This is a genomic window from Pseudomonas sp. WS 5411 (assembly GCF_012985595.1).
In the GTDB taxonomy this organism is placed as follows: Bacteria; Pseudomonadota; Gammaproteobacteria; order Pseudomonadales; family Pseudomonadaceae; genus Aquipseudomonas; species Aquipseudomonas shahriarae.
Genome location: NZ_JAARMC010000002.1, coordinates 555,651 through 577,197, shown reverse-complemented (window position 1 = coordinate 577,197; position 21,547 = coordinate 555,651). Strand labels below are relative to the sequence as shown.

The following is a 21,547-nucleotide window of genomic DNA, read 5'->3' as shown; positions in this document are numbered from 1 at the left end:
GCATCGAGAATTTGACATGGACGTCCGCCAGTTTGCCTTCCTCGCCCGCCTGCCTTCTGCTGCCTTGAAGCGTCGTGACGCGTTCTGCGGCCTGCCCAAGCGCGGCCTGGTGCTGATCCTGGCCAACGCGCTGTTCTGGCAGCCGCTGCTGGCCCAGGCCGACGGCATTGTGGTCAGCGGCCCCGGCACGACGGTGGGCGCGGCGGGCAATGGGGTGCCGGTGGTGAACATCGCCACGCCCAATGGCAGCGGCCTGTCCCACAACCACTTCAAGGACTACAACGTCGGCCCCAATGGCGTGATCCTCAACAACGCCGGCGGCCCGTTGCAGTCCACCCAACTGGGCGGGATTATCGTCGGCAACCCCAACCTCAAGGGTGGCTCGGCGAATGTCATCCTCAATGAAGTCAACGGCGGCAGCCCCAGCCAACTGCGCGGCTACACCGAGGTGGCGGGCCAATCGGCCAAGGTTATCGTCGCCAACCCCTATGGCGTGACCTGCAACGGCTGCGGCTTTATCAATACGCCCAACGTGACCCTGACCACCGGCAAACCGATCCTCGATAACGGCCGCCTGGACCGCTACCAGGTCGATGGTGGTGCGGTGACCATCGACGGCCAGGGCTTGAATGCGAGCAATGTCGACCGCTTCGAAATCATCACCCGCACGGCCAAGATCAACGCGCAGATCAATGCCCGCAACCTGACCGTGATTGCCGGGCGCAACGACGTCAATGCACAGACCCTGAATGCCACCGCGCGCGCCGACGATGGCAGCGCCAAGCCGGAGTTGGCGATTGACTCCTCGGCCCTGGGCGGCATGTATGCCGGCGCGATCAAGCTGGTGGGCACCGAGGCCGGTGTCGGGGTGAAACTGGACGGCACGTTGGCGGCCAGCGCGGGCGATATCCAACTCGATGCCAATGGTCACCTGAGCATGGCGCAAGCGGCGGCCAGTGGCGCGATTGACGTCAAGGCGGCAAGCCTCGACGCCCAGGGCCCGGCCTACGCCGGCACCGCCCTGACGGTGAAAACCAGCGGCGACCTGAACACCCAGAAAAGCCTCGCCGCCCGCGACACGGTGCGCCTGAGCAGCGGCGGGCAGTTGACCAACAACGGCATCATCGAAGCCGGCGTGAATCCCGATAACACCCGAACCACCACCGGCGACGTCAGCCTCGACGCCCGCGATATTCGCAATAACGCCAGTGTGGTTGCCAGCCGTACCGCCACCGTCAAGGCCAGCCAGACCGTGGATAACCAAGGCGGCGTCATCAGTGCCAGAAAGGCCCTGGACATCACCGCCAGCACTGTGGATAACCGCAACAAAGGCCGCCTGCTGACCAGCGGCAGCACCCAGTTGACTGCCGCTGCGCTGCATAACAGCCAGGGCGAAATCATCAGCGACGGCGCGTTGCAGGCCAACGTCGCGCAGGTCAATAACCAGGGCGGCGCGGTGGTCAGCCACGACACCCTCAGCGTCACCGGCGACAACCTCGATAACAGCAACAAAGGCGTGATCTCCAGCGCTGGAGCGCAAACCCTGACCCTCAGCGGCGCGCTCAACAACAGCCAGGGCGGCGCCATCGACAGCGCCGCCGCATTCACCCTGCGCGGCAAGAGCCTGGACAACAGCGCCGGCAGCCTCACCGGCAACGGCGCGCTGACCCTCGACCTGCTGGCCGACCTGATCAACCGCAACGGCAAGCTGGCCAGCGCCGGCCCGCTGTCGATCGAGCGTGTCGCCGCCCTCGACAACCAGGGTGGCAAACTCACCAGCCAAACCTTGCTGACGGTATTGGCGGCCAGCCTGGACAACCGCAACAGCGGCACCCTGGCGGCAAACGCTGGGCTGACCCTGAACGCCAGCGGCCTGGTGCAAAACGACAACGATGGCCTGATCCACAGCGAAAACGCCGGCCTGAACCTCACCGTCGGCAGCCTGAACAACGCCGGGGGCAAGCTCTCGGCCAAGGCGGGTGACGCGCTGATCAACGCCGATGTTTTCAACAACGGCAACGGCGGTGTATTCGCCGGCCAGCGCGTGCGCCTCAGTGGCGGCAGCGTCGATAACGCCGGGCAGATCGCCGGTCAGCAAGTCGACCTCAGCCTGCTGGGCGCCCTCAACAACCGTGGCCTGATCGAAAGCGCCAGCACCCTGGATATCGCTGCCGCCAGCCTGAACAACCAGGGCGGGCAATTGCGCGCCCTGGGGAGCACTGGCAAAAGCCGCCTGGCGATTGGCGGTACCTTGGACAACAGCGGCGGCAAGCTGGAAGCGGCCAATGCCGACTTGAGCCTGGCCGCCGGCACCTTCCAGAACCAGGGCGGCAGCGTGCTGCATGTCGGCACCGGCGTGTTCGATATTGCCGGCATCAACCTCGATAACGTCGGCGGCAGCCTGGTGACCCAGGGCGACCTGAGCCTGGACAAAACCAACTGGACCAACAGCAGCCTGATCCAGGCCGGCAACCTCACGGTCAATGTCGACACCCTCGAGCAAACCACCAGCGGCCAATTGCTCGCGGCCAACCGCATCAAGGGCACCGGCCAGAACTGGTCCACCCAGGGCGTGATCGCCAGTAACGGCAGCCTCGACCTGACCCTGGGCGGCACCCTCAACAACACGGGCCGCCTGACCGCCGCCACGGACTTCAGCCTGGCCAGCGCTGCGCTGAACAACCTCGGCACCCTGGGCAGCGGTCGCACCATGACCCTGACCTCTGGCAGCCTGCTTAACCAGAACGGCCTGCTGTTCAGCGGCGGCGATATGAGCCTGCGGGTCGATCGCCTGAAAAACCTCGCTGCCGATATCTATGCCATGGGCAACTTGAGCATCGACCGTGACGGCAAGGGCGCGTTCGCCACCAGCATCATCAACAGCTCGTCGAGCATTCAGAGTGACGGCAACCTGAGCCTGGCCGCCGGCACCATCCAGAATATCCGCACGGTCCTGACCAGCGAGTCGGGGATCTACAGCGCCTCGATCAGCCCGGTGCAGTGCATTGAAAACGTCAACGGCGGTGACTGCGAAGGCGGCAAGGAAAACCGTCCGTTCCTGATTGCCCAGCGGGAGCGCCTGAGGGTCACCGACGCCAGCGCGGCCTCCAGCATTACCTCCGGCGCCAACCTGCTGCTGGTCGGCGGCGATGTGCTCAACAGCAGCAGTAGCATCGCTGCAGCCGGCAGCCTGACGGCGCGGGTCAACCAGTTGACCAACCTCGGCCTGGAAACCCACGACACCCTGACCGAGCGCGTATTTTCTTCCGAGCGCACCCGTGATCCGTCGGGCTACAACCAGACCGCCGCGCAATTTACCCAGCGTTATTCCATCGGTGGCGCGGCCTACAACCCCAATAACCTGGGGGGCCTGGAAGCGGCCATGGCGTTCTTTATCGGCGCGATGGAGCGCCAATGGGGCGAGACCAAAACCACCCAACTGGCGGCTCCGGACCAGCGCTACGCTGCGGTGATCCAGGCCGGCGGCGCGGTGAATATCCAGGCCCAGGCCGGCATCGACAACAGCGTGGTGCGCGGTGGCTACACCTACGTCGGCAGCGGCGCCAAGACCGACACCAACGCCCCTGGCTTCTCCACCCAGGTGAAGCTCAACGGGCAATTGCCACCGGATGTCGCCCAGCAACAAGTCAACCCGCTGGGCCTGCCGGGCTTCAGCTTGCCCACCGGGCAGAACGGCCTGTTTCACTTCAGCGACGGCAGTGGTGTACAGGGCCTGCCCAACAGCCAGTTTGCCGCCAACCCGCACAAGTACCTGATCGAGACCAACTCGCAGCTGACCAATATGGCTGAGTTCCTGGGCTCGGATTACATGCTGGCCAAGCTGGGCTACGACCCCGACGCCAGCCAGAAGCGCCTGGGCGATGGGTTCTACGAGCAGCGCCTGATCCAGCAAGCCGTACTTGCCCGCACCGGCCAGCGCTTTATCGACGGCCAGACCAGCGACGCCGGTGTGTTCAAGTACCTGATGGACAATGCCATCGGCGCTCGCCAGCAACTGAACCTGGCCGTGGGCGTGAGCCTCACCGCCGAACAAGTGGCGGCCCTGACCCACGATATCGTGTGGCTGGAAAACGCCACCGTTGCCGGTCAAGACGTGTTGGTGCCGGTGCTTTACCTGGCCCAGGCCAGCAATCGCCTGGCACCCAATGGCGCGCTGATTTCCGGCAGCGACCTGAGCCTGATGACCGGCGCTAACCTCAACAACGTCGGCACACTGCGTGCTACCAGCAACCTGGGCGCCAATATTGGCGGTGATTTGCACAACAGCGGGTTGATGGAGGCTGGCAACCGCCTCGACCTGCTGACCGGCAAGAACCTCAACAACCGTGCCGGCGGCATCATCGCCGGGCAGCAGGTCAACCTGGTGGCCGGTGCCGACCTGCTCAACGAGCGCAGCGTCACCACGCACCAGAGCGCCAGCGACTACCGCATCGAGCGCAGCGATTTTATCGACAGCGCTGCGCGCATCGAGTCGGCCAGCACTCTGGCGATGCAGGCCGGGCGCGATATCAACAGTGTGGGCGGCGCGCTCAAGAGCGGCGGCGACACCACCGCCCAGGCGGTGCGCGACGTCAATATCGTCGCGGCACAAACCCTGGACAGCGGCGCCATTGGCAGCCGTTCGCGCCACGAGATCATCACCCAGCAAGGCTCGGTGGTTGAAGCCGGGCGTGACTTCCATGTGGTCGCCGGGCGGGATGTGAGCGCGGTGGGCAGCCAGATCGAAGCCAAGCGCGACCTGAGCGTCGGCGGCGTGCGCAATGTGACCCTGGCGGCGGCGGCCAACGAGCAGCATTCGGCGTACAACTCGAAAAAGGTCAAGAGCATCGAGGACCACGTAAGCCAGGTTTCCAGCGTGCTCAAGGCCGGTGGCAACGTGAGCTTGAATGCGGGCGAAGATTTACTGCTGCTCGCCAGTAACGTCAGCGCCGGCAATGAAGCGTACCTGGTGGCCGGCAAGAATCTGGCCCTGCGGGCCGCCGAGGATCAGGACTACAGCTTCTACAGCAAGACCAAGAAAAGCTCCTCGGGGAAAAAATTCCGTCTCGACGAGACCGACACCATCAACAACGTTGGCAGCAGTGTCAGCTCTGGCGGCAACAGCACCCTGGTAGCCGGTGAAAACCTGCTGCTGGCGGGTAGCACCGTGGCCGCCGACAAAGGCGCGGCAAAACTGGTGGCGGGCAAGGATGTGCAAATTGTCGCGGTGACTGATGCCGAAAGTGCCCGGCATGAGCGCAAGGAAAGCAAAAGCAGCTGGGGCGGGCTGAAGTCGAGCAAGGTCCAGGACAAGGTCGACGAGAAGCGCACCGTGGCCGTGGGCAGCATGGTCTCGGGCGAGACGGTCAGCGTGGTGGCGGGGCAGGATGCGACAGTGACCGGCTCGGCGCTGGTCAGCACCGGCGACCTGGCCGTGCAGGCCGGGCGTGACCTGACGATTGATGCGGCGCAGAACACCTTTTCGCGCACCGACATGCACAAGGAAAAGAACCGCGACCTGACCGGCGTGTTGACCGGCAATAAGCTGGGCCTGGACGACATCACCGGCAATCAGCACCTGTCCATCAGCAGCAGCAAACACAACGGCACCGCCCAGGAAACCACCCTGACCGGCAGCACCATTGGCTCCAGCGAAGGCAACGTTGCGTTGATTGCCGGCCGTGAATTGAACGTGGTCGCCAGTGATCTGGTGAGCACCAAGAACATGGACCTCAGTGGCGCCAACGTGACCATCACCGCCGGCGCTGAAACCGCGCGGCAAACCACCGAAGACAGCTCCAAAAGCCTGGCCGTGGGCCGGGTGATTGGCGGTGCGGTGATCGACACCGCGCGCAGCATTCACGATGCCACCGAGGCGGCGAAGAACGCCGATGACCCGCGCCTCAAGGCGGTGAAAATCGCCCAGGCCGCCCTGGCGGCCTACAACCTGGGTGGCCAGGCCTCGGACGCCAACGGCCAGAGCGCCGGCTTCAAGAACAAGCAGGGCGGCTCACCCAGCAACGGTTCGTTGATCAAGATTGGCACCGAACTGGCCAACACCCGCAGCAAGGCCAGCAGCGAGTACAACAGCCTGACGGCGCGCCAGAGCACGCTCAATGCCGGGCAGGATCTGTCGATTGTCGCCACCGGCGAAGCGCCCGGCACCCAGGGCAATATCGAGATCACCGGCAGCAGCCTGAAAGCCGCCAACACCTTGTTGCTGGCCAAGAACAACGTGTTGCTGCAAAGCGCCCAGGACACCGTCGACCGCAAGAACGATGGCTCGACCAACAAGACTGCAATTGGCGCCAGCTTCAACATCGGCGAGCAGAACGGTTTCACCCTCGACCTCGGCGCCCAGGGCGCGAAAAACAACGGCAATGGCAACTCGGTAACCCAGGTCAATACCACCCTGGACACCGGCTCGCTGCTGCTCAAAAGCGGTGGCGACACCACCCTCGCCGGTGCCCAGGTGCGCGCTGACCGCATCCAGGCCGACATCGGCGGCAACCTCAATATCCTCTCGCGCCAGGACAGCGAATCGTCGCGCAGCAAGCAGAGCAGCGCAGGCTTTGGCGCGAGTATCTGCATCCCGCCGTTCTGCTACGGCTCCACCGTGGCTGGTTCAGCCAGCATTGCCGCCGCCAAGATGAACAGCGACTACAAGGCCGTGACCGACCAGACCGGCCTGTTTGCGGGCACCGGGGGCTACGACATCAATGTCGGCAAGACCACCACCTTGCAGGGCGGGGTGATTGCCAGCGAAGCGGCGGCGGTGAAGAACCGCTTGAGCACCGATCGCTTGATCGTCAGCGATATCAAGAACACCAGCGAGATCCAGAGCCAGTCGGCGGGGCTCTCCGCTTCGTTCAGCAGCAGCGGCGGCACCTCGCCGGGTGGCAGTATTCCGGTGGCGCTCAAGGAAGACGAGCGCAGCCACACTCGCAGTGCGGTCAGCGACGGCACGATTGTGGTCCGCAATCCTGAGGGCGCCAATGACCTGGTGGGGCTGAACCGCGACACCGCTAATGCCAACCAGAAGCTCGAGCGCCCAGATGAAAAGGCCATGCAAGAGCGCATCGACCTGATCCAAAGCTCGGCGCAATTGGCCAGCGGTGTGATCAGCACGGTGGCCAAAGCCAAGGCGGATGAAGCCAAGAAGCTTGGGCAAGAGGCAAAAGACCAGGCCAGCGCGGGCTCGCCAACGGCGGGGGCTGCGGCCCAGGCGTACGAGGCGGCGAATGCCGAGGCGCTACGCTGGCAGGTGGGTGGCGACAAGAAACTGATGGCTGACATTGCGTCCGGGCTGATTGCGGCCGGGCTGGGCGGCGCTACCGGCGGCACGACGGTGGGGATCGTGGCCAATACATCGGCCAGCGATATCTTCAATAAAATCGGGAGTTTTGCCGACGAGCAGAAAAACCGCAAAGACATCGACAGTGCGACCAAGGCCGCCTGGGCCGAAGGCGGCGCAGCGCGCGTAATGTTGCACGCATTGGCGGGGGCTGCCCTGGGGCTTTCCAGCGGTAATGTGCAGAGCGGCGCGCTGGGTGCAGGCGCCTCGGCGGCGCTGATGCCCTCGATTCTGCAAGCGCTGGAAGACAGTGGCATGAAAGAGGCCGACCGTAAGGCCGTGGCTACCCTGATTGCCTCCGGCGTGGGTACGGCGGTCGGTTCCGGGCATGGCACCGGCGGCGCCATTGTGGCCGGTGGCACTGCGGCCAGCGTGGATCGGTACAACCGTCAGTTGCACCCGGACGAGATCAAGTTCGCCTCCGACAAAGAGCGCGTCGATCGCTACGCCGCCGAGCAAGGCATCACCGAGCAGCAGGCGCGCATTGAGTTGCTGCGCACCGCTGCGGCGATGGTCGATCGCGGCTGGAATACCGTGTTGGGTGCCGAGGATGGCAACACCACGACTGCCGCCAGTTTCCTGCGCAGCGAGCTTTCGCAGTCGAAAAGTGCGGACCTGTTCCAGGTCAGCCTGGCCGATTACAACAATGAGCGGTTGGGCCTGTCGCGCCTGATGAAAGACCGGAACTCGGTTGAGAACCTGGTCAAGTACATCGAACTGGTCGACCCCTACAAGTACCTGCACGACCCGAAAAACATGGCCGAAATTCTCAATGCCAAGGGCCAGGGCAGTGCCGAGGGTATTGCCAATGCCGTAGAGGATCTGGCCAGTTTCGGTTCCAAGACGGCGCTTTGGGCGATGAGTACCGTCAATTGCCCAAGCTGTGGCGGTCGGCAATTTATCGCGGCGGTAGAGGCGGTGCAGAGCTTGCCCGAAGAGCTGAGGCTCAAGGGCTATCTGGACACCCTGCATATCATGCAGGGCTATGGCGCCGACGTGCTGCGCCAGAACGAGATGATCGCCACCTCTACCGGCGTGGGCCTCGGCCTGGGCGGCGCGGGTGTCGGTAGTGCTGGCGCGACCACTACCCGCCTGACCGGCGAGCTGGCCGGGGCTGTGGGCAAACGCTTCACCGGTATCATCAACGAAGCGGCCGAGCAGGCACTGCTCAAAAGTGGCGGTATCTTTGGCCCTGATGGCAAACCGCTGATGGATCTGAGCGTGTTGACCCGGGAACAGAAAGGGGTCATGGGCGACTTGTTTGGCGAGCGTTCCGTTAAGCAAATCGTGCCGGACGGACAGAAATTGGCACGGGTACCGGGTTTGGGTGAGACGGGGGTTGATGATCTTTACAAGGTCAGCCGCCCGGATGTCGACTTTGTCGTTATCGAATACAAGTTTGTCAGCGCCGACAAAAAGTCCGGATCTTCGGGGCTGGGCAATACGCTGGATGGCAAGCAAGGCTCCACAGCCTGGACGCTGGGCGGTGATCGCCTGATCCGTGCAGTGGGCAGGGAGCAGAGCCGGGATGTTCGGGCTGCCATCGAAATGAACCGTACCGAAACATGGGTCGTCAGATCGCGGCCGGATGGCTCGACAGAAATTGAGGTGTTGGATGCGCTTGGTAAGGTCAAACCGGTAGACACCTCTAGAATACTACCTTCCAAAAATCTGAATGGGGTTCTTCCATGATTCGTGCACCGCTGGGAGATAAGCAGTATTGGGAGGGGCGTGAGTCAAAGGACCAGCAGTGGATTGAGCGGGCCCGTAAGCTGTTGGCGGAGCCCTCAGCCAACCCCGTCTATAGGCCGCAATTTGCGTTCGACGTTGCCAAGGATAGTTTGACCTCAGGCATCAGAGCCTATTCCCAAGGGCGCAATGTCGTAGAGATCGCGACCTGTTTCCCGCTCCTGCTGGACGCCTGGGAGATGTCCAATAGTGCTGCCCACGAAGTCTGTGCACAAAACAATCTTCAGGTTTGCCGAGACTGGACTTTCGAGCTGACGGATCTAAGCCACTACATCTGGTGTTTCTGGTTGGTGAGCCTGGCGCTGGCGCTGGAGATTCCCGACGACCAGTGGCGTCGACTGGTTGCCTTGATCGGCGAAGGTGGGCACGACGTTCTGCTGGATCGAATCATCGCCGCCCGCGAGCCCGGGCGGGTGATTGGGGAGCAGCTACTGCACGCCAAGCCTTACTCAAGATTGCTCAAGGCAATCGACGCACCCCAGGAACAACAGGCCTTGCTGTTGCTGGCGTTCGTAGAGCATTGGTACCCGGAGTTGAACCGGCGCGGTAAACAGCAACCCTGGTGGTACGTTTATGGTGACCCGGTAAAACACCCCCTTGAGATGGAAGGCTACTTCGGCCGCTGGTGCTTTGAGGCGGTTGCCGCTGTCAAGGCGTTCGGGCTGGATGACAGCGCTTGCATCGGGCATGAACATTACCCTGCCGACTTGCTCCACCCCAGTGAAGCCGTTATCCCCGCACCAGCTCCTGCCCGCGTAGAAAAAGCCGGCTGGCTGGCGCGGTTGTTTGGGCGCTCGGATGAATGAGCCGTCACTTGTACCAGTACCGGCATGGCATTGGCGTGGCTTTGGTACTGGCGGCGTTGTTGAACGGCTTCTTGCGATTTGATGGCAGTTGGAAGCGTTTTTTGACCATGGTGTTAGTGCAGCTGTGGTTTGGCCAGGCGGTTTACAACTATGCGCGTGGCGCCCGGGTGGCCATAGCACCGGGTGGCATGAGCAAGGACGCCGACCCGGAGTGGCGCGCGGCCTTGGCCGGCTTTGCCTTGTTTTTATATGGGGGCGTGTTCTTTTTGAGTTTTTGACTCTTGCAGGGCAACCCCAGCCCTTTATTGCCACGGAAGACCCTTTATGAAAAAAGTTGCCTTTATCCTCGCGGCCCTGGCCCTTGCGGGCTGCCACTCCACTGCCCGCGACTCGTCGCCCAGCCTGTTGAAAGATGGCGTGCAGTTGCAGCAGAACAAAGTTGTGGCGGACGCCGAACACGCCAAAGTGATCATGCGCGCCACCGGCTTTACTTACCCCGTGCAGTTCTCCGTGCGCCGTGGCGGCGATGCCGATCAGCGGCCGGAGATCCTCGGCACGGTGGTGGATTCTGGTCGGGGCAAGGTGTTTGGCTGGATCGCCAAGATGAGCGAGGTGGCCAACAGCGCTGCCGTCAAACGCTTCCCGCAGTTGGAAGTACTGGCCGATCCGGGGCAGACGATCGAGGTGTTGGGCGAGTCGCGAGTGTATGACTCGAACTACTACAGCTACGCCGAAAAAACGGTCTACGCCTGCGGCCCGATGACCTCGGCGTTCAAACCGCAAAAGCAAAAGGTTTACCTGGTGGAATTCGTGATTGTCGGCGCCGGCTGTGAGCAGCATGCCTATGACATCACCGACCCTGCGCAGCGCATCCCCGTCCCCGCGTCCTGAATCATGCACCCTACAACCGCCGGGCACATTGGCGGTGTTGTCCGTAGTAAATGGAGTTTCAAATGAAGCGCAAGCAGTTCCAGAAAACCCTGTTGGCCATGATGGTCAGCGCAGTTGCCGCACAAGTCAGCGCGGTGGAATTTGACGTCAGCACCGGGCAGAACAACGTATGGGTCTCCCAGACGTTCAACGAGCCTGTGACCCTGGTGGGCACGCGCAACGTGGTGTCGACCCAGCCCAGTGCCGATGGTGTGAATATTGCCCTGACGAATATCCAGGGCACGCTGCGCAACGACGCCAACCTCACCCTGGATGCCAGCGGCCGAGCCATCCGTGGCCTGATCGTCGATGGGGCGCTGGATCAAATGCTCACCACCACCGGCAGCAACATCACCGGCGATATCATCCAGGCCGGCAATATCCACCTGAGCAACACCATCTGGGCCGAAGGTTTTGAAGTCGGTGCCAGCAACGTGGGCGGCAGCATCATCAACTCGGGCAACATCACCCTGGTCGAAGTCCCCGGCTCCGGTGATGAGTCCGACGCCGAGGGTATCTACCTCAACGGCACCACCGTGGCGGGCGACGTGGTCAACAGCGGTGTGGTGGATGTCACGTCCTACTACGGCTATGGCCTGATCCTCGATACCCACAACAACCTGCCGGTGACCATCGGTGGCAAGCTGCTCAATTCCGGGACCCTCCGCGTTACCGGTGAAGAGGCCCTGGGGATCGAGATCGAAACCGATACCAACCCCCTGCGTATCGAAAACAGCGGCCTGGTTTCCGTCAACGGCGGGCAGGCGATTGCCGTGCAGCTCGATGCGGGCACCTACGATTACCTGCTCAACACCGGCACCATCGAAGCCAGCGGCAGCAACGCCATGGCCTTCAATGTGCAAGGCGCGACCTTTAACACCACCTCGCCGAGTGGTGAGCGCGGCCTGATCAACCGTGGCGTGATCAGCGCCGACGCGACGGCGATCAAGGTCAACCCGAAGTCCCAGTTGACGCCCTTCGAGATCAACCAGCAAGCCGGGGAAATCCGCAGCAACTCCGGCACCGCCATCGACGCGGCCAACCTGGCAAGCCTGAACTGGAGCGGCGGCAAAATCGTCGGTGATGTGCTCGGTGTCACGGCTGTGAACATCAACGGCCAGGCCGATTTTACCGGCGCGCGCATTGGCGGCCCGGTATCGGTCAACGCGGGTTCGTTGAACCTGTCCGGCACCACCATCACTGGCGACCTGAATGTAGCCAGCGGCGCTGGGGTTGATATGCGCCTGTCCAATAGCGTCGTACCGACCACGCCTTACCTCACGGTCAGCGGCGCCGCGAACTTCGCCCAGGGCTCCAACGTGACCTTGAGCGCCAAGCCCGGTGATTTCACCGCAGCGCCCAGCGGCACCGAATACACCTTGCTGCAAGCCAGCAGCGTGCAGAACAACGGCCTGACGGTCGCCAGCAGCTCGTCGTTGCTCGATGTGCTCAGCTACTCGGCCGATGCGCAGACGGTCAAGGCCGTGGTGGGCTTGAAGCCAGACGAGCAGGTGCAAACCGACCTCGGCGGCGTGGGCGCCAGCACCTCGGCAGTCACCGCCGTGAACCTGCTGAAAAACGAAGTGCTGGGGCAACTGAGCCAGGACGACGCAGTGTTCCAGGCCGTGGCCAACGCCGGCAGCGCCCAGCAACTGGCGCAGATTGGCGAACAGCTCAAGCCTGACGTAAACCGTGGCGCGCTGGACGTGGCCTTGTCTGGGCAGACCGTGATCAACGGCACGATCCTCAACCGCCTGGCCGGCCAGCGCGATGGTAGCGAGCGTGGCGGCGTGTGGGTGCAAGGCCTGAGCAGCAACATGGACCAGGACGGTCGCGGTGGCGATAACGGTTACTCGGCCAACAGCAGCGGCGTGGCCGTCGGCGTGGACGGGCGTTTGAACGACAGCACCCGTGTGGGTGTGGCGTACAGCTACCTCAACTCCAATATCCATTCGGACCTGGGCAACAAGACTGAAGTGCAGGGCAACGCGCTGTCGCTGTATGGCAACTGGTCGCTGCAGAACTGGTTTGTCGATGGCAGCCTGAGCTACGGCGTCAACGACAACGACAGCAAGCGCCACATCGCCGGCACTACAGCGAAGGGCAGCTACGACAGCCAGGCGTTGTCGGCCAGCGTGATCGGCGGCTACAGCTTCAAAGCGTCGGACAGCGTGCTGATCGAACCGCGTGTCGCCGCGCGTTACTCCAGCGTGCACATGGACAGCCTGCATGAGAAGGGCTCTTCGGCGGCGCTGAACACCGGTTCCCAACGTTACGAAGTCGGTGAGCTGGGCGCCGGCCTGCGTGTGGCAGGCAACCTGGCGCTGGGTGCTGGCACCCTGCAACCGGAAGCGACCTTGATGGCCTATCACGACCTGATGGGTGATCGCGTGGCGCAGACTTCCAGCTTTGTGAACGGTGGTTCGACGTTCAGCGTGACCGGCGCTTCGGTGGCGCGTGACAGCTATGAAGCCAGCGTGGGCGTGAACTACCAGGTCTCGGCGTTCAGCGTCGGCGCCAGCTACACCCGCCAGGCTCGCAGTGGGTTTGATGCCGATGGCGTCATGCTCAAGGCCCGTTACGCGTTCTAAACCGTCCTGGTAGGAGCGAGCTTGTGTGGGAACTGGCAAGCCTGCTCCCACATAAGCCTGCTCCCACCAGTGCGAAACAACTTGAGAACCGCTCTCAACCCCGTAAAATGCGCAGCACTTAATCAGGGATGAATTTGAAGATGCGCATTTTTGCCTTGCTGCTGGCTCTTTCCTTTCTGGCCGGCTGCGCTTCCAAACCCCCGTACTACATCTCTCCAGCACCCGTGACCATTCCCAAGACCGCCACCTTCTGGGTCGATACCTTCGACGTCAAAGTGGTGGGGCAGGGCCGAATTTTCATGTCGGACGCCAAAGTCCGCGAGCAACTGGGCGTCGACCTGGTCGACCGTCTGCTCAAGGCCAAGCGCTACGCCAGCAGCAAGCAGACCGCTGACTACCTGCTGGACGTGGATATCGTCTACGTGCGCCATATCCTCGACTCCAAGGGCGGTATCACCAGCCTGGTGGTCGACGACAACACCATCCTGCAAAGCATCGACTTCGGCTACAAGGTCAAGGTCAAGAAAGCCGACGCCGAGGTGCTGCATTTTGCCCAGGATCGGGGTGGCCTGGTGCCCAATAACTGGGGCGGCCAGGTGCAGCAATGGAAGACCATTGGCGGGGTCCTGACCAATGAAGGCAACGCCAATATCGAGCGCCATTTCACCGGTGGCTTGAGCAATTACATCGTGCACGACCTGCGCGCCATACCCTCACGTTAATACCCCGGATTTATTCACCTAGGAGCACCCTGTGAAATCACTCTGCAAAATCCTGCTGTCCGGCCTTGCCGCCACGGCACTGCTGACCCTGGCCGGTTGCGCCACGGAAAGCTCCCGCGCACTGCCGATCGAAAAAGTCGCCAGCGCCAGCGTCGCCTACTCCGGCGTACGCGTGCCGATTGCCGTGGGCAAGTTCGATAACCGCTCCAGCTACATGCGCGGGATCTTCTCCGATGGCGTGGACCGCCTCGGAGGCCAGGCCAAGACCATCCTGATCACCCACTTGCAGCAGACCAACCGCTTCAGCGTGCTGGACCGTGACAACATGGGCGAAATCTCCCAGGAAGCGAAAATCAAGGGCACCGTCCAGAACCTCAAGGGTGCTGACTACGTGGTGACCGGCGATGTGACCGAGTTCGGCCGCAAAGAAACCGGCGACCGCCAGTTGTTCGGCATTCTCGGCCGTGGCAAGACCCAGGTGGCCTACGCCAAGATCAACCTGAATATCGTCAACATCAGCACCTCCGAAGTGGTGTATTCCACCCAGGGCGCCGGTGAATACGCGCTGTCGAACCGTGAAGTCGTGGGCTTTGGCGGCACCGCCAGCTATGACTCCACCCTCAATGGCAAGGTCCTGGACCTGGCCATGCGCGAAGCGATCAATCGCCTGGTCGACGGTATCAACGCCGGCGCCTGGAACCCGCGTAACTGATTTAAGTGTTTTCAAGGAGCAGTACACGGATGAGCAAGGCAGTTAAGTTAGCGCTGATGCTGACAGCAACCGCGCTGGTTGCAGGGTGCCAGACGGCACCCAAGCCCCTGTATCAATGGGAAAGCTACCAGCCACAGGTTTACGAGTACTTCAAGGGCGAGCCCAAGGAAGCCCAGGTCGAAGCGCTGGAACGCGACCTGCAAAAGATCAACGCCAGTGGCCGCCAGGCCCCGCCGGGCTACCACGCCCACCTGGGCTTGCTGTACCTGAGCATGGGCAAGGATGACCAGATGGTGCAGCAGTTGCGCACCGAGAAGGCGCTGTTCCCCGAGTCTGCTGCCTACATGGACTTTTTGCTCAAGAACGCCAAGGCCCCAGAGGTGAAGAAATGAGCTTTTTGAAACTCACCGGCGCCTTGCTCGCCCTGGCCTTGCTGGGCGGTTGCGCAGCACCCAAGACCGTCGATTACTCGGCCTACAAGCAGGCGCGGCCGAAGTCGATCCTGGTGCTGCCACCGATCAACGAGTCCCCTGAAGTGCAGGCCTCCTACAGCCTGGTATCGCAGGTGACCTACCCGTTGGCGGAAGCCGGCTACTACGTGATGCCGATTGCCCTGGTGGACGAAACCTTCCGCCAGAACGGCCTGACCACCGCCAACGATATCCAGGGCGTGCCGCCGGGCAAGCTGCATGAGATCTTCGGCGCAGACGCGGCGCTGTACATCACCGTCAGCGAGTACGGCACCAAGTACATGCTGATCACCAGCGACACCTCCGTGACAGCCTCGGCCAAACTGGTCGACCTGCGCACCGGCACCACCCTGTGGACCGGCTCGGCACGGGCGTCCAGCGAGGAAGGCAACAACAACGGCGGCGGCCTGGTGGGCATGCTGATCACTGCGGCGGTCAAGCAAGTGATCAACAGCTCCACCGACGCGGCGCATCCGATTGCTGGTATCACCAGCGCGCGCCTGTTGTCGGCCGGGCAACGCACCGGGATTCTGTACGGCCCGCGCTCGCCCAAGTACGGCTCGGACTGATCTGGACCAGTCACTGCCGCTCCAATGTGGGAGCGGGCTTGCCCGCGATAGCGTTAGGTCAGTCACCGTATGTATTGACTCGCCCACCGCTATCGCAGGTCAAGCCAGCTCCCACATAGGTTGAGTGACCAGACGCTAACCCGAATCCCGACGCTCCTACGTCTGACCTTGTGAACGCATCATTCACACACGAGGTTCAGCCCATGTCCCATCCTCTTCTCCTCCTGCGCCCCGCTGCCCAGGGCTTTGCCGTGACCTTGCTGATGGCACTTGCCGGGTGTGGGCTGTCATCCCGTGACGAGGCCAAGGCGCCCGAAGCGGCTGCCGTCCCCGAACTGCAAAGCGTGCCTGTCCAGGCTCAGGGCGCCATGCTCAAAAGAATGGCGATGCCGGCACCGATGGCCATGCATGACGCTGTGGCGATGGAGTACCGCGCCGAGCCGCGTGAGCAGTATCAAAACCTGCCGGACAACCCGGTGCACAGCGTTGCCGAAACCCCGGTCTCGACCTTCAGCGTCGATGTCGACACGGGCAGCTATGCCAATGTCAGGCGTTTCCTCAACCAAGGCCAGCTGCCGCCCGAAGGTGCCGTGCGACTTGAGGAAATGGTCAATTACTTCCCCTACGACTACCCACTGCCGAGCGATGGCTCACCGTTCGGCGTGACCACCGAAGTCGCCGCCACCCCCCCCTGGAACCCCAACACGCGCCTGCTGCGCGTCGGCATCAAGGCCTCCGAGCGTGCGGTGGCCGAATTGGCGCCGGCCAATCTGGTGTTCCTGGTGGATGTTTCCGGCTCCATGGACCGCCGCGAAGGCCTGCCGCTGGTGAAAAGCACCCTCAAGCTGCTGGTCGACCAACTGCGCGATCAGGACCGCGTGTCGCTGGTGGTGTATGCCGGCGAGTCGCGGGTGGTGCTCAAGCCCACGTCCGGTCGCGACAAGGCAAACATCCGCAACGCCATCGAGCAACTGACCGCCGGCGGCTCCACGGCGGGCGCATCGGGCATCGAACTGGCCTATCAGATGGCCCGCGAAGGGTTTATCGACCAGGGTATCAACCGCATCCTGCTGGCCACCGACGGTGACTTCAACGTCGGCATCAGCGACTTCGACAGCCTCAAGCAGATGGCCGTGGACCAGCGCAAAAGCGGGGTATCCCTGACCACCCTGGGGTTTGGTGTGGACAACTACAACGAGCACCTGATGGAACAACTGGCCGACGCGGGCGATGGCAACTACGCCTATATCGACAACCTGCGCGAAGCGCGCAAGGTCCTGGTAGAGCAACTCAGCTCGACCCTGGCCGTGGTGGCGCGGGATGTGAAGCTGCAGGTGGAATTCAACCCGGCCCAGGTCAGCGAATATCGCCTGCTGGGCTATGAAAACCGCGCCTTGAAACGTGAGGATTTCAGCAATGACAAGGTGGACGCCGGCGAAATCGGTGCCGGGCATACCGTGACAGCGCTGTATGAAATCGTACCCAAGGGTTCAAAAGGCTGGCTGGAACCGCTGCGCTATACCCAGGCCAAGGCTGGCGAGGGCAACGCCACAGAACTGGCCATGTTGCGGGTACGCTACAAGCCGGCGGCGGGTGGCAGCAGTCGCCTGATCGAACACCCGATCAAGAGTGCTCAACACACGCCCAGCGACGACCTGCGCTTCTCGGCCGCCGTGGCCGCCTTCGCCCAACAGCTCAAGGGCGATGGCCGCTACACTGGCAGCATGAGCCTAAAAGACACCGCCGCCCTGGCCCGCTCGGCCCGGGGTGATGATCCCTACGGCCTTCGTAATGAATTCGTACAGTTGGTGGAACTGGCCCAGAGCCTCAAACACTGATCTTGCACACGATACAGCTCTAATGTGGGAGCTGGCTTGCCCGGCTCCCACAGGTAATCTGCAGTGATCCATCGAAAGGAGTTCGCCACTTAACATGGCCGTACCAGATGATCCACCCAGCGACGAATCGCTGCTGGCCCGCTACCGCAGCGGCGATGCAGGCGCCTTCGAAATCCTTTATGCCCGGCACCGCCAGGGCCTTTACCGGTTTCTCGTGGGCCTCTGCAATAAGGCCGAACTGGCTGAGGAAATCTACCAGGACACCTGGCTCAGCCTGATCCGCAGCACTACCCAGCCACAAGGCCGCGCGAGTTTTCGTACCTGGCTGTTCCAGATTGCCCGCAACCGCCTGATCGACCATTGGCGCAAGCACGGCATCCACAACCCGCTGCACGACAGCTACGACGAACAACTGCACGCCCAGCCCGACACCGGCGCCGGCCCCGAGCAGCAACTGAGCCTGAGCCGCGACCAGGGCCGTCTCGATGCAGCGTTGCAAGACCTGCCCGAAGACCAGCGCGAAGTGTTTATGCTGCGCCTGCACGGCGACCTGGAACTGCCGCAAATCGCCGCCCTGACCGGCAGCCCACTGGAAACGGTAAAAAGCCGCTTGCGTTACGCCCAGCAGAAATTGCGTCGGCTGCTGGCCGAGGAGGTACCCGTATGACTGACTCCCGACACCCCCAGGATCCGACTGACGAAGGGCTGATCCAGCACTTTCGCCAACACAGCGCCAGCGAGCCGCCTGCGTCCCTCGACGCCTTCATCCTCGCCGCCGCCCGCCGCGAAGCACCGGCTCCCGGGCCAAACCTGTGGCAACGCTGGCTGCAAGCTTGCCAACGACCACGCTGGCAGATGGCGTTTGCCACCGTGGCCGGGGTCGCACTGATGATTGGCGTGGTAATGCGCTCGCCAGTACCTGATATCGACCTGCCCGAAGCCGCCGAATATGCCGCTGCGCCACCGCCGCAGGCACTGTCTGCCCCAGCCGCCCCCGCGCCCATGGCCCGTATGGCGATGGCACCACAGGCTGACAGCGCGTCGGTCCAGGCCGAGATGGCGGCGGTCGTGGCCGATGAGCCCGTGGCGAAAATGAGCAAGCAGATAGCCGCCAAACCGCAGTCCCTGGAGCAGGGGCTTGAGGAGATTGTGCATCTGCGCGAGGCGGGAGAGAGCAGGGCGGCGGATGAGAAGCTGCTGGCGCTGCACAAGCGCTTTCCTGACGAAGACCTGCCCGCCCGGTTGGAAGCGTTGCAAAAGCGTTGAACCCGCGCCCACCAAAAAGCCCCAGGTCTTGCGACCTGGGGCTTTTCGTCTGTATCTGCGGCTCCCGGCCCGATTTGAACTAAGACCTACAGGCAGCGGTTTTATAGGCTGTCTTGATACGCCACGACTTGGTCTTTGAGCCAGCTGTGCAGGGAGGTTAATTGCGCCGAACGTTTAATCCCCAGTGGCCAGACCAGGTAGTAGCTCGAAGAATGCGCCGGTTCGATGTCGGTGAGTTTGACCAGCTCCCCACGTTGAATCAGTGAATGGGCGATCGAGCGGCGCGTCAATGCGACGCCGTGCCCGAGCCGTACCGCTTCGAGCAGCAAGGTGGAGTCGGTGAACTCCAGCGAGGCGTGAGGGCGTTGCCCCTCCACGCCTGCGGCGCACAGCCAGGTTGCCCAGCTTTCACTGGCGTGTAGCAGTGGCTGCTCGAGGATGGCGTGCGGCGTGTCTGGCAATACACCGTGGTTGAAGTCGCGAGCAGCGACCACCAGCAATGAGTCGCTCATCAGTGTTTCGCAATGCATATCGGGCCATTGGCCGTGACCGAAGCGGATTGCGCAATTGACCAGGCCCTGTTCTAAACCGGCGAACGCCATGGTCGATTCCAATTTCAGGCGCAACCCGGGATGGGCACTCATAAAACCGTGCAAGCGCGGCAATAACCAGTGCATGGCATAGGAGGGCAGCACTGACAGGGTCAGTTGCGGGAAATTGCTTCTCGCCAGAAACTTCTCTGTGACCCCGGCGATTTCACCCAGCGCCTGCCTGATCTGGTAGGCATAAATGCGCCCCTCTTCCGTCAACACCAGGGAACGTCCGCTGCGCATCACCAAGGTAATACCCAAATACTCTTCAAGAGAGCCAATCTGATGGCTGACGGCACTGTGGGTCACGTGCAGCTCAACGGCCGCCAAATTCACCTTGCCCAGCCGGGCCAAAGCCTCGAAGGCGCGCAATGCGGCGAGTGGAGGGAGCTTCAATAGGTGAATTCCTTTCACGGAAAAGTCTAATAATAGCCGCTATACGTGAAGCGAGCGAGATACCGATAATAGCGACGATTTAATTATTTAAATAATGTCATGCTAATAAAGCAGGAGTTGTTCGCCATGATCAATGAAATCCAGTCGTTTCTGAAAAACTACTTTGATGTATTGCAAACCCAGGACTTGAATCTGTTTGATCGGGTCTTTCATCGGGGTTGCGTGTTATATAGCGCACAAGACTCGACCGTGGTCGTCCGGTCTTTTGATGAGTACAGGGCCATGGTTCAAGGCCGTCAGTCGCCACAGGAAGGTGGTTTTCCACAACTTGATGAAGTGTTGATGATTGATGTGATGTCTGCGGAAATGGCCATCGTTAAAGTGCGTTTGCGCCTATTCAATAACGTCATGGTCGACTACTTGAACTTGATGAAAGTCGATGGCCAGTGGATGATCTTCGCCAAGCTCTTTCACAAGGCCGGTGAAGTGACAACTCAGTAAGCTAACGGCCAGATGCAAAATGAGAACAAACTTATGTAGTGCACTCTTCGCGTTGCCAGTTTACGCACTCCAACTTACAACGCAAAAGCGCTTTGCCTAGTTGGATATGGCCGGCAGAAGAGTCTTTGTGACAGCGCCCACAAAAAAGCCCCAGGTCTTGCGACCTGGGGCTTTTTTCTGTATCTGGTGCACCCGGCGGGATTCGAACCCACGACCCCTGCCTTCGGAGTCCTAAAAGTCGACGTTTAGAATCAATACGTTAGCGCGGATTAGCTGGGGAATCAATGGGTTGTGTTAGCTGGGGTTAGCGGGTTTTCGCCCTGATTAGTGGGACGAGTGTGGCAAATTTGTGGCATTTGGAGGTCGCAGCTGTCATGCGGTAGCAAGGACAGGTGGGAGGCTTGAAATCGACGATGATTATCAGATACTGATATGCTCGGCCTAAATTACATCTCGGGACTGAACATGAAGCGGTGCATCGTTGGTATTCATCGATCAGATGGCGCAGACCATCATCGACCGGGGAGCGAGACGCCGCAGATTTGGTTCAGTTCGTTGGCGTCGCTTGCTGCTGTGCTTTCAGACGACAACCGACGTTTGATGCGCTTAATCCATGAGAAGCATCCGAAGTCACTAACAGAGCTGGCTGAACTGAGCGGCCGTAAGGTTCCGAATCTGTCACGCACCTTGCGTCTAATGGCGGACTACGGTCTGGTTTCGTTGCAGCGCAATCTTCGGGATGTCCAACCGACCGTACTGGCTATCGAGTTCTTAGTCGTATTGGATTGATGGGCCTGAAGATGAGAGGGAACACTACAGCCAGGATGTGGATGGTTCGCGGCGAAGGTGGGAATCTGCACGAAGCTTTTCGAGAGCGCGGCGTTGCAGCCGACCGCGCCTCCATACCGCTGGCGATCTGGACGCTGGACCATGTGGTCCGCGCACTGATCGAACACTACGACGCCACCGACTCGGAGACCAACGAGTCGTTCCGTTGAAGCGGCTGTATTGGCCTGCTTGACGCTATACACATAATTTCTGCTGGCGCTTACT

General features: G+C 61.7%; 16 protein-coding genes. 15 read left to right on the top strand and 1 reads right to left on the bottom strand.

The genetic code is table 11. The features are described from left to right. Positions 1 to 16 precede the first annotated feature (16 nt). From HBR93_RS06380 to HBR93_RS06325, 12 genes are all read left to right on the top strand, one after another. Positions 17 to 9,046, top strand: coding sequence for a hemagglutinin repeat-containing protein (locus tag HBR93_RS06380; protein ID WP_169960010.1), 9,030 nt, complete (start codon positions 17 to 19; stop codon positions 9,044 to 9,046). After that, positions 9,043 to 9,909: a PoNe immunity protein domain-containing protein gene (locus HBR93_RS06375; protein ID WP_169960009.1), complete on the top strand. Its 867-nt coding sequence runs from the start codon at positions 9,043 to 9,045 to the stop codon at positions 9,907 to 9,909. The genes HBR93_RS06380 and HBR93_RS06375 overlap by 4 nt, the downstream gene beginning before the upstream one ends. Next, on the top strand, positions 9,906 to 10,187 hold the full coding sequence (locus tag HBR93_RS06370) for a hypothetical protein (protein ID WP_152987907.1): 282 nt from the start codon (positions 9,906 to 9,908) through the stop codon (positions 10,185 to 10,187). The genes HBR93_RS06375 and HBR93_RS06370 overlap by 4 nt, the downstream gene beginning before the upstream one ends. Before the next feature lie 46 nt (positions 10,188 to 10,233). After that, the gene (locus HBR93_RS06365; protein WP_169960008.1) at positions 10,234 to 10,800 is read left to right on the top strand and encodes a hypothetical protein; all 567 of its coding nucleotides are present in this window, start codon (positions 10,234 to 10,236) and stop codon (positions 10,798 to 10,800) included. 62 nt (positions 10,801 to 10,862) lie between these two features. Then, the gene (locus HBR93_RS06360; protein WP_169960007.1) at positions 10,863 to 13,430 is read left to right on the top strand and encodes an autotransporter outer membrane beta-barrel domain-containing protein; all 2,568 of its coding nucleotides are present in this window, start codon (positions 10,863 to 10,865) and stop codon (positions 13,428 to 13,430) included. A gap of 140 nt (positions 13,431 to 13,570) precedes the next feature. After that, positions 13,571 to 14,152 carry a hypothetical protein gene (locus HBR93_RS06355; protein ID WP_057437666.1) on the top strand — a complete coding sequence of 194 codons (582 nt, stop codon included), beginning with the start codon at positions 13,571 to 13,573 and terminating at the stop codon, positions 14,150 to 14,152. Positions 14,153 to 14,183: 31 nt separating this feature from the next. Further along, positions 14,184 to 14,864, top strand: a complete 681-nt coding sequence (locus HBR93_RS06350) for a CsgG/HfaB family protein (RefSeq protein WP_057436965.1) — start codon at positions 14,184 to 14,186, stop codon at positions 14,862 to 14,864. A gap of 29 nt (positions 14,865 to 14,893) precedes the next feature. Beyond that, complete coding sequence (locus HBR93_RS06345; RefSeq protein ID WP_057957961.1) at positions 14,894 to 15,256, top strand: DUF4810 domain-containing protein; 363 nt, start codon at positions 14,894 to 14,896, stop codon at positions 15,254 to 15,256. Beyond that, on the top strand, positions 15,253 to 15,903 hold the full coding sequence (locus HBR93_RS06340) for a DUF799 domain-containing protein (RefSeq protein WP_057436967.1): 651 nt from the start codon (positions 15,253 to 15,255) through the stop codon (positions 15,901 to 15,903). Before HBR93_RS06345 ends, HBR93_RS06340 begins: the two co-directional genes overlap by 4 nt. 203 nt (positions 15,904 to 16,106) lie before the next feature. Beyond that, positions 16,107 to 17,741 (top strand): VWA domain-containing protein, encoded by a 1,635-nt coding sequence (locus HBR93_RS06335; protein WP_169960006.1) that lies wholly within the window; start codon positions 16,107 to 16,109, stop codon positions 17,739 to 17,741. Positions 17,742 to 17,835: 94 nt separating this feature from the next. Further along, positions 17,836 to 18,408: an RNA polymerase sigma factor gene (locus HBR93_RS06330; protein ID WP_120731200.1), complete on the top strand. Its 573-nt coding sequence runs from the start codon at positions 17,836 to 17,838 to the stop codon at positions 18,406 to 18,408. Then, complete coding sequence (locus HBR93_RS06325; protein ID WP_169960005.1) at positions 18,405 to 19,007, top strand: hypothetical protein; 603 nt, start codon at positions 18,405 to 18,407, stop codon at positions 19,005 to 19,007. Before HBR93_RS06330 ends, HBR93_RS06325 begins: the two co-directional genes overlap by 4 nt. A gap of 101 nt (positions 19,008 to 19,108) precedes the next feature. On the opposite strand, the gene HBR93_RS06320 is transcribed toward HBR93_RS06325, so the two are convergent. After that, complete coding sequence (locus HBR93_RS06320; protein WP_225923829.1) at positions 19,109 to 20,011, bottom strand: LysR substrate-binding domain-containing protein; 903 nt, start codon at positions 20,009 to 20,011, stop codon at positions 19,109 to 19,111. Positions 20,012 to 20,119: 108 nt separating this feature from the next. On the opposite strand from HBR93_RS06320, the gene HBR93_RS06315 reads away from it, so the two are divergent. From HBR93_RS06315 to HBR93_RS26890, 3 genes are all read left to right on the top strand, one after another. Further along, a complete protein-coding gene (locus tag HBR93_RS06315) occupies positions 20,120 to 20,494 on the top strand; it encodes a nuclear transport factor 2 family protein (protein ID WP_057436977.1) in 375 nt (124 codons plus the stop codon). 432 nt (positions 20,495 to 20,926) lie between these two features. After that, positions 20,927 to 21,283, top strand: coding sequence for a MarR family transcriptional regulator (locus HBR93_RS06310; protein ID WP_169960004.1), 357 nt, complete (start codon positions 20,927 to 20,929; stop codon positions 21,281 to 21,283). 35 nt (positions 21,284 to 21,318) lie between these two features. Further along, complete coding sequence (locus tag HBR93_RS26890; protein ID WP_262377257.1) at positions 21,319 to 21,492, top strand: hypothetical protein; 174 nt, start codon at positions 21,319 to 21,321, stop codon at positions 21,490 to 21,492. Positions 21,493 to 21,547 lie beyond the last annotated feature (55 nt).

Bases quoted from the DNA above. Each gene is read 5' to 3' on its own strand.
- HBR93_RS06375 (WP_169960009.1), top strand. From the start codon at position 9,043: ATGATTCGTGCACCGCTGGGAGATAAGCAGTATTGGGAGGGGCGTGAG.
- HBR93_RS06360 (WP_169960007.1), top strand. From the start codon at position 10,863: ATGAAGCGCAAGCAGTTCCAGAAAACCCTGTTGGCCATGATGGTCAGC.
- HBR93_RS06370 (WP_152987907.1), top strand. From the start codon at position 9,906: ATGAGCCGTCACTTGTACCAGTACCGGCATGGCATTGGCGTGGCTTTG.
- HBR93_RS26890 (WP_262377257.1), top strand. From the start codon at position 21,319: ATGTGGATGGTTCGCGGCGAAGGTGGGAATCTGCACGAAGCTTTTCGA.
- HBR93_RS06325 (WP_169960005.1), top strand. From the start codon at position 18,405: ATGACTGACTCCCGACACCCCCAGGATCCGACTGACGAAGGGCTGATC.
- HBR93_RS06315 (WP_057436977.1), top strand. From the start codon at position 20,120: ATGATCAATGAAATCCAGTCGTTTCTGAAAAACTACTTTGATGTATTG.
- HBR93_RS06310 (WP_169960004.1), top strand. From the start codon at position 20,927: ATGCTCGGCCTAAATTACATCTCGGGACTGAACATGAAGCGGTGCATC.
- HBR93_RS06345 (WP_057957961.1), top strand. From the start codon at position 14,894: ATGAGCAAGGCAGTTAAGTTAGCGCTGATGCTGACAGCAACCGCGCTG.
- HBR93_RS06330 (WP_120731200.1), top strand. From the start codon at position 17,836: ATGGCCGTACCAGATGATCCACCCAGCGACGAATCGCTGCTGGCCCGC.
- HBR93_RS06340 (WP_057436967.1), top strand. From the start codon at position 15,253: ATGAGCTTTTTGAAACTCACCGGCGCCTTGCTCGCCCTGGCCTTGCTG.
- HBR93_RS06380 (WP_169960010.1), top strand. From the start codon at position 17: ATGGACGTCCGCCAGTTTGCCTTCCTCGCCCGCCTGCCTTCTGCTGCC.
- HBR93_RS06355 (WP_057437666.1), top strand. From the start codon at position 13,571: ATGCGCATTTTTGCCTTGCTGCTGGCTCTTTCCTTTCTGGCCGGCTGC.
- HBR93_RS06335 (WP_169960006.1), top strand. From the start codon at position 16,107: ATGTCCCATCCTCTTCTCCTCCTGCGCCCCGCTGCCCAGGGCTTTGCC.
- HBR93_RS06365 (WP_169960008.1), top strand. From the start codon at position 10,234: ATGAAAAAAGTTGCCTTTATCCTCGCGGCCCTGGCCCTTGCGGGCTGC.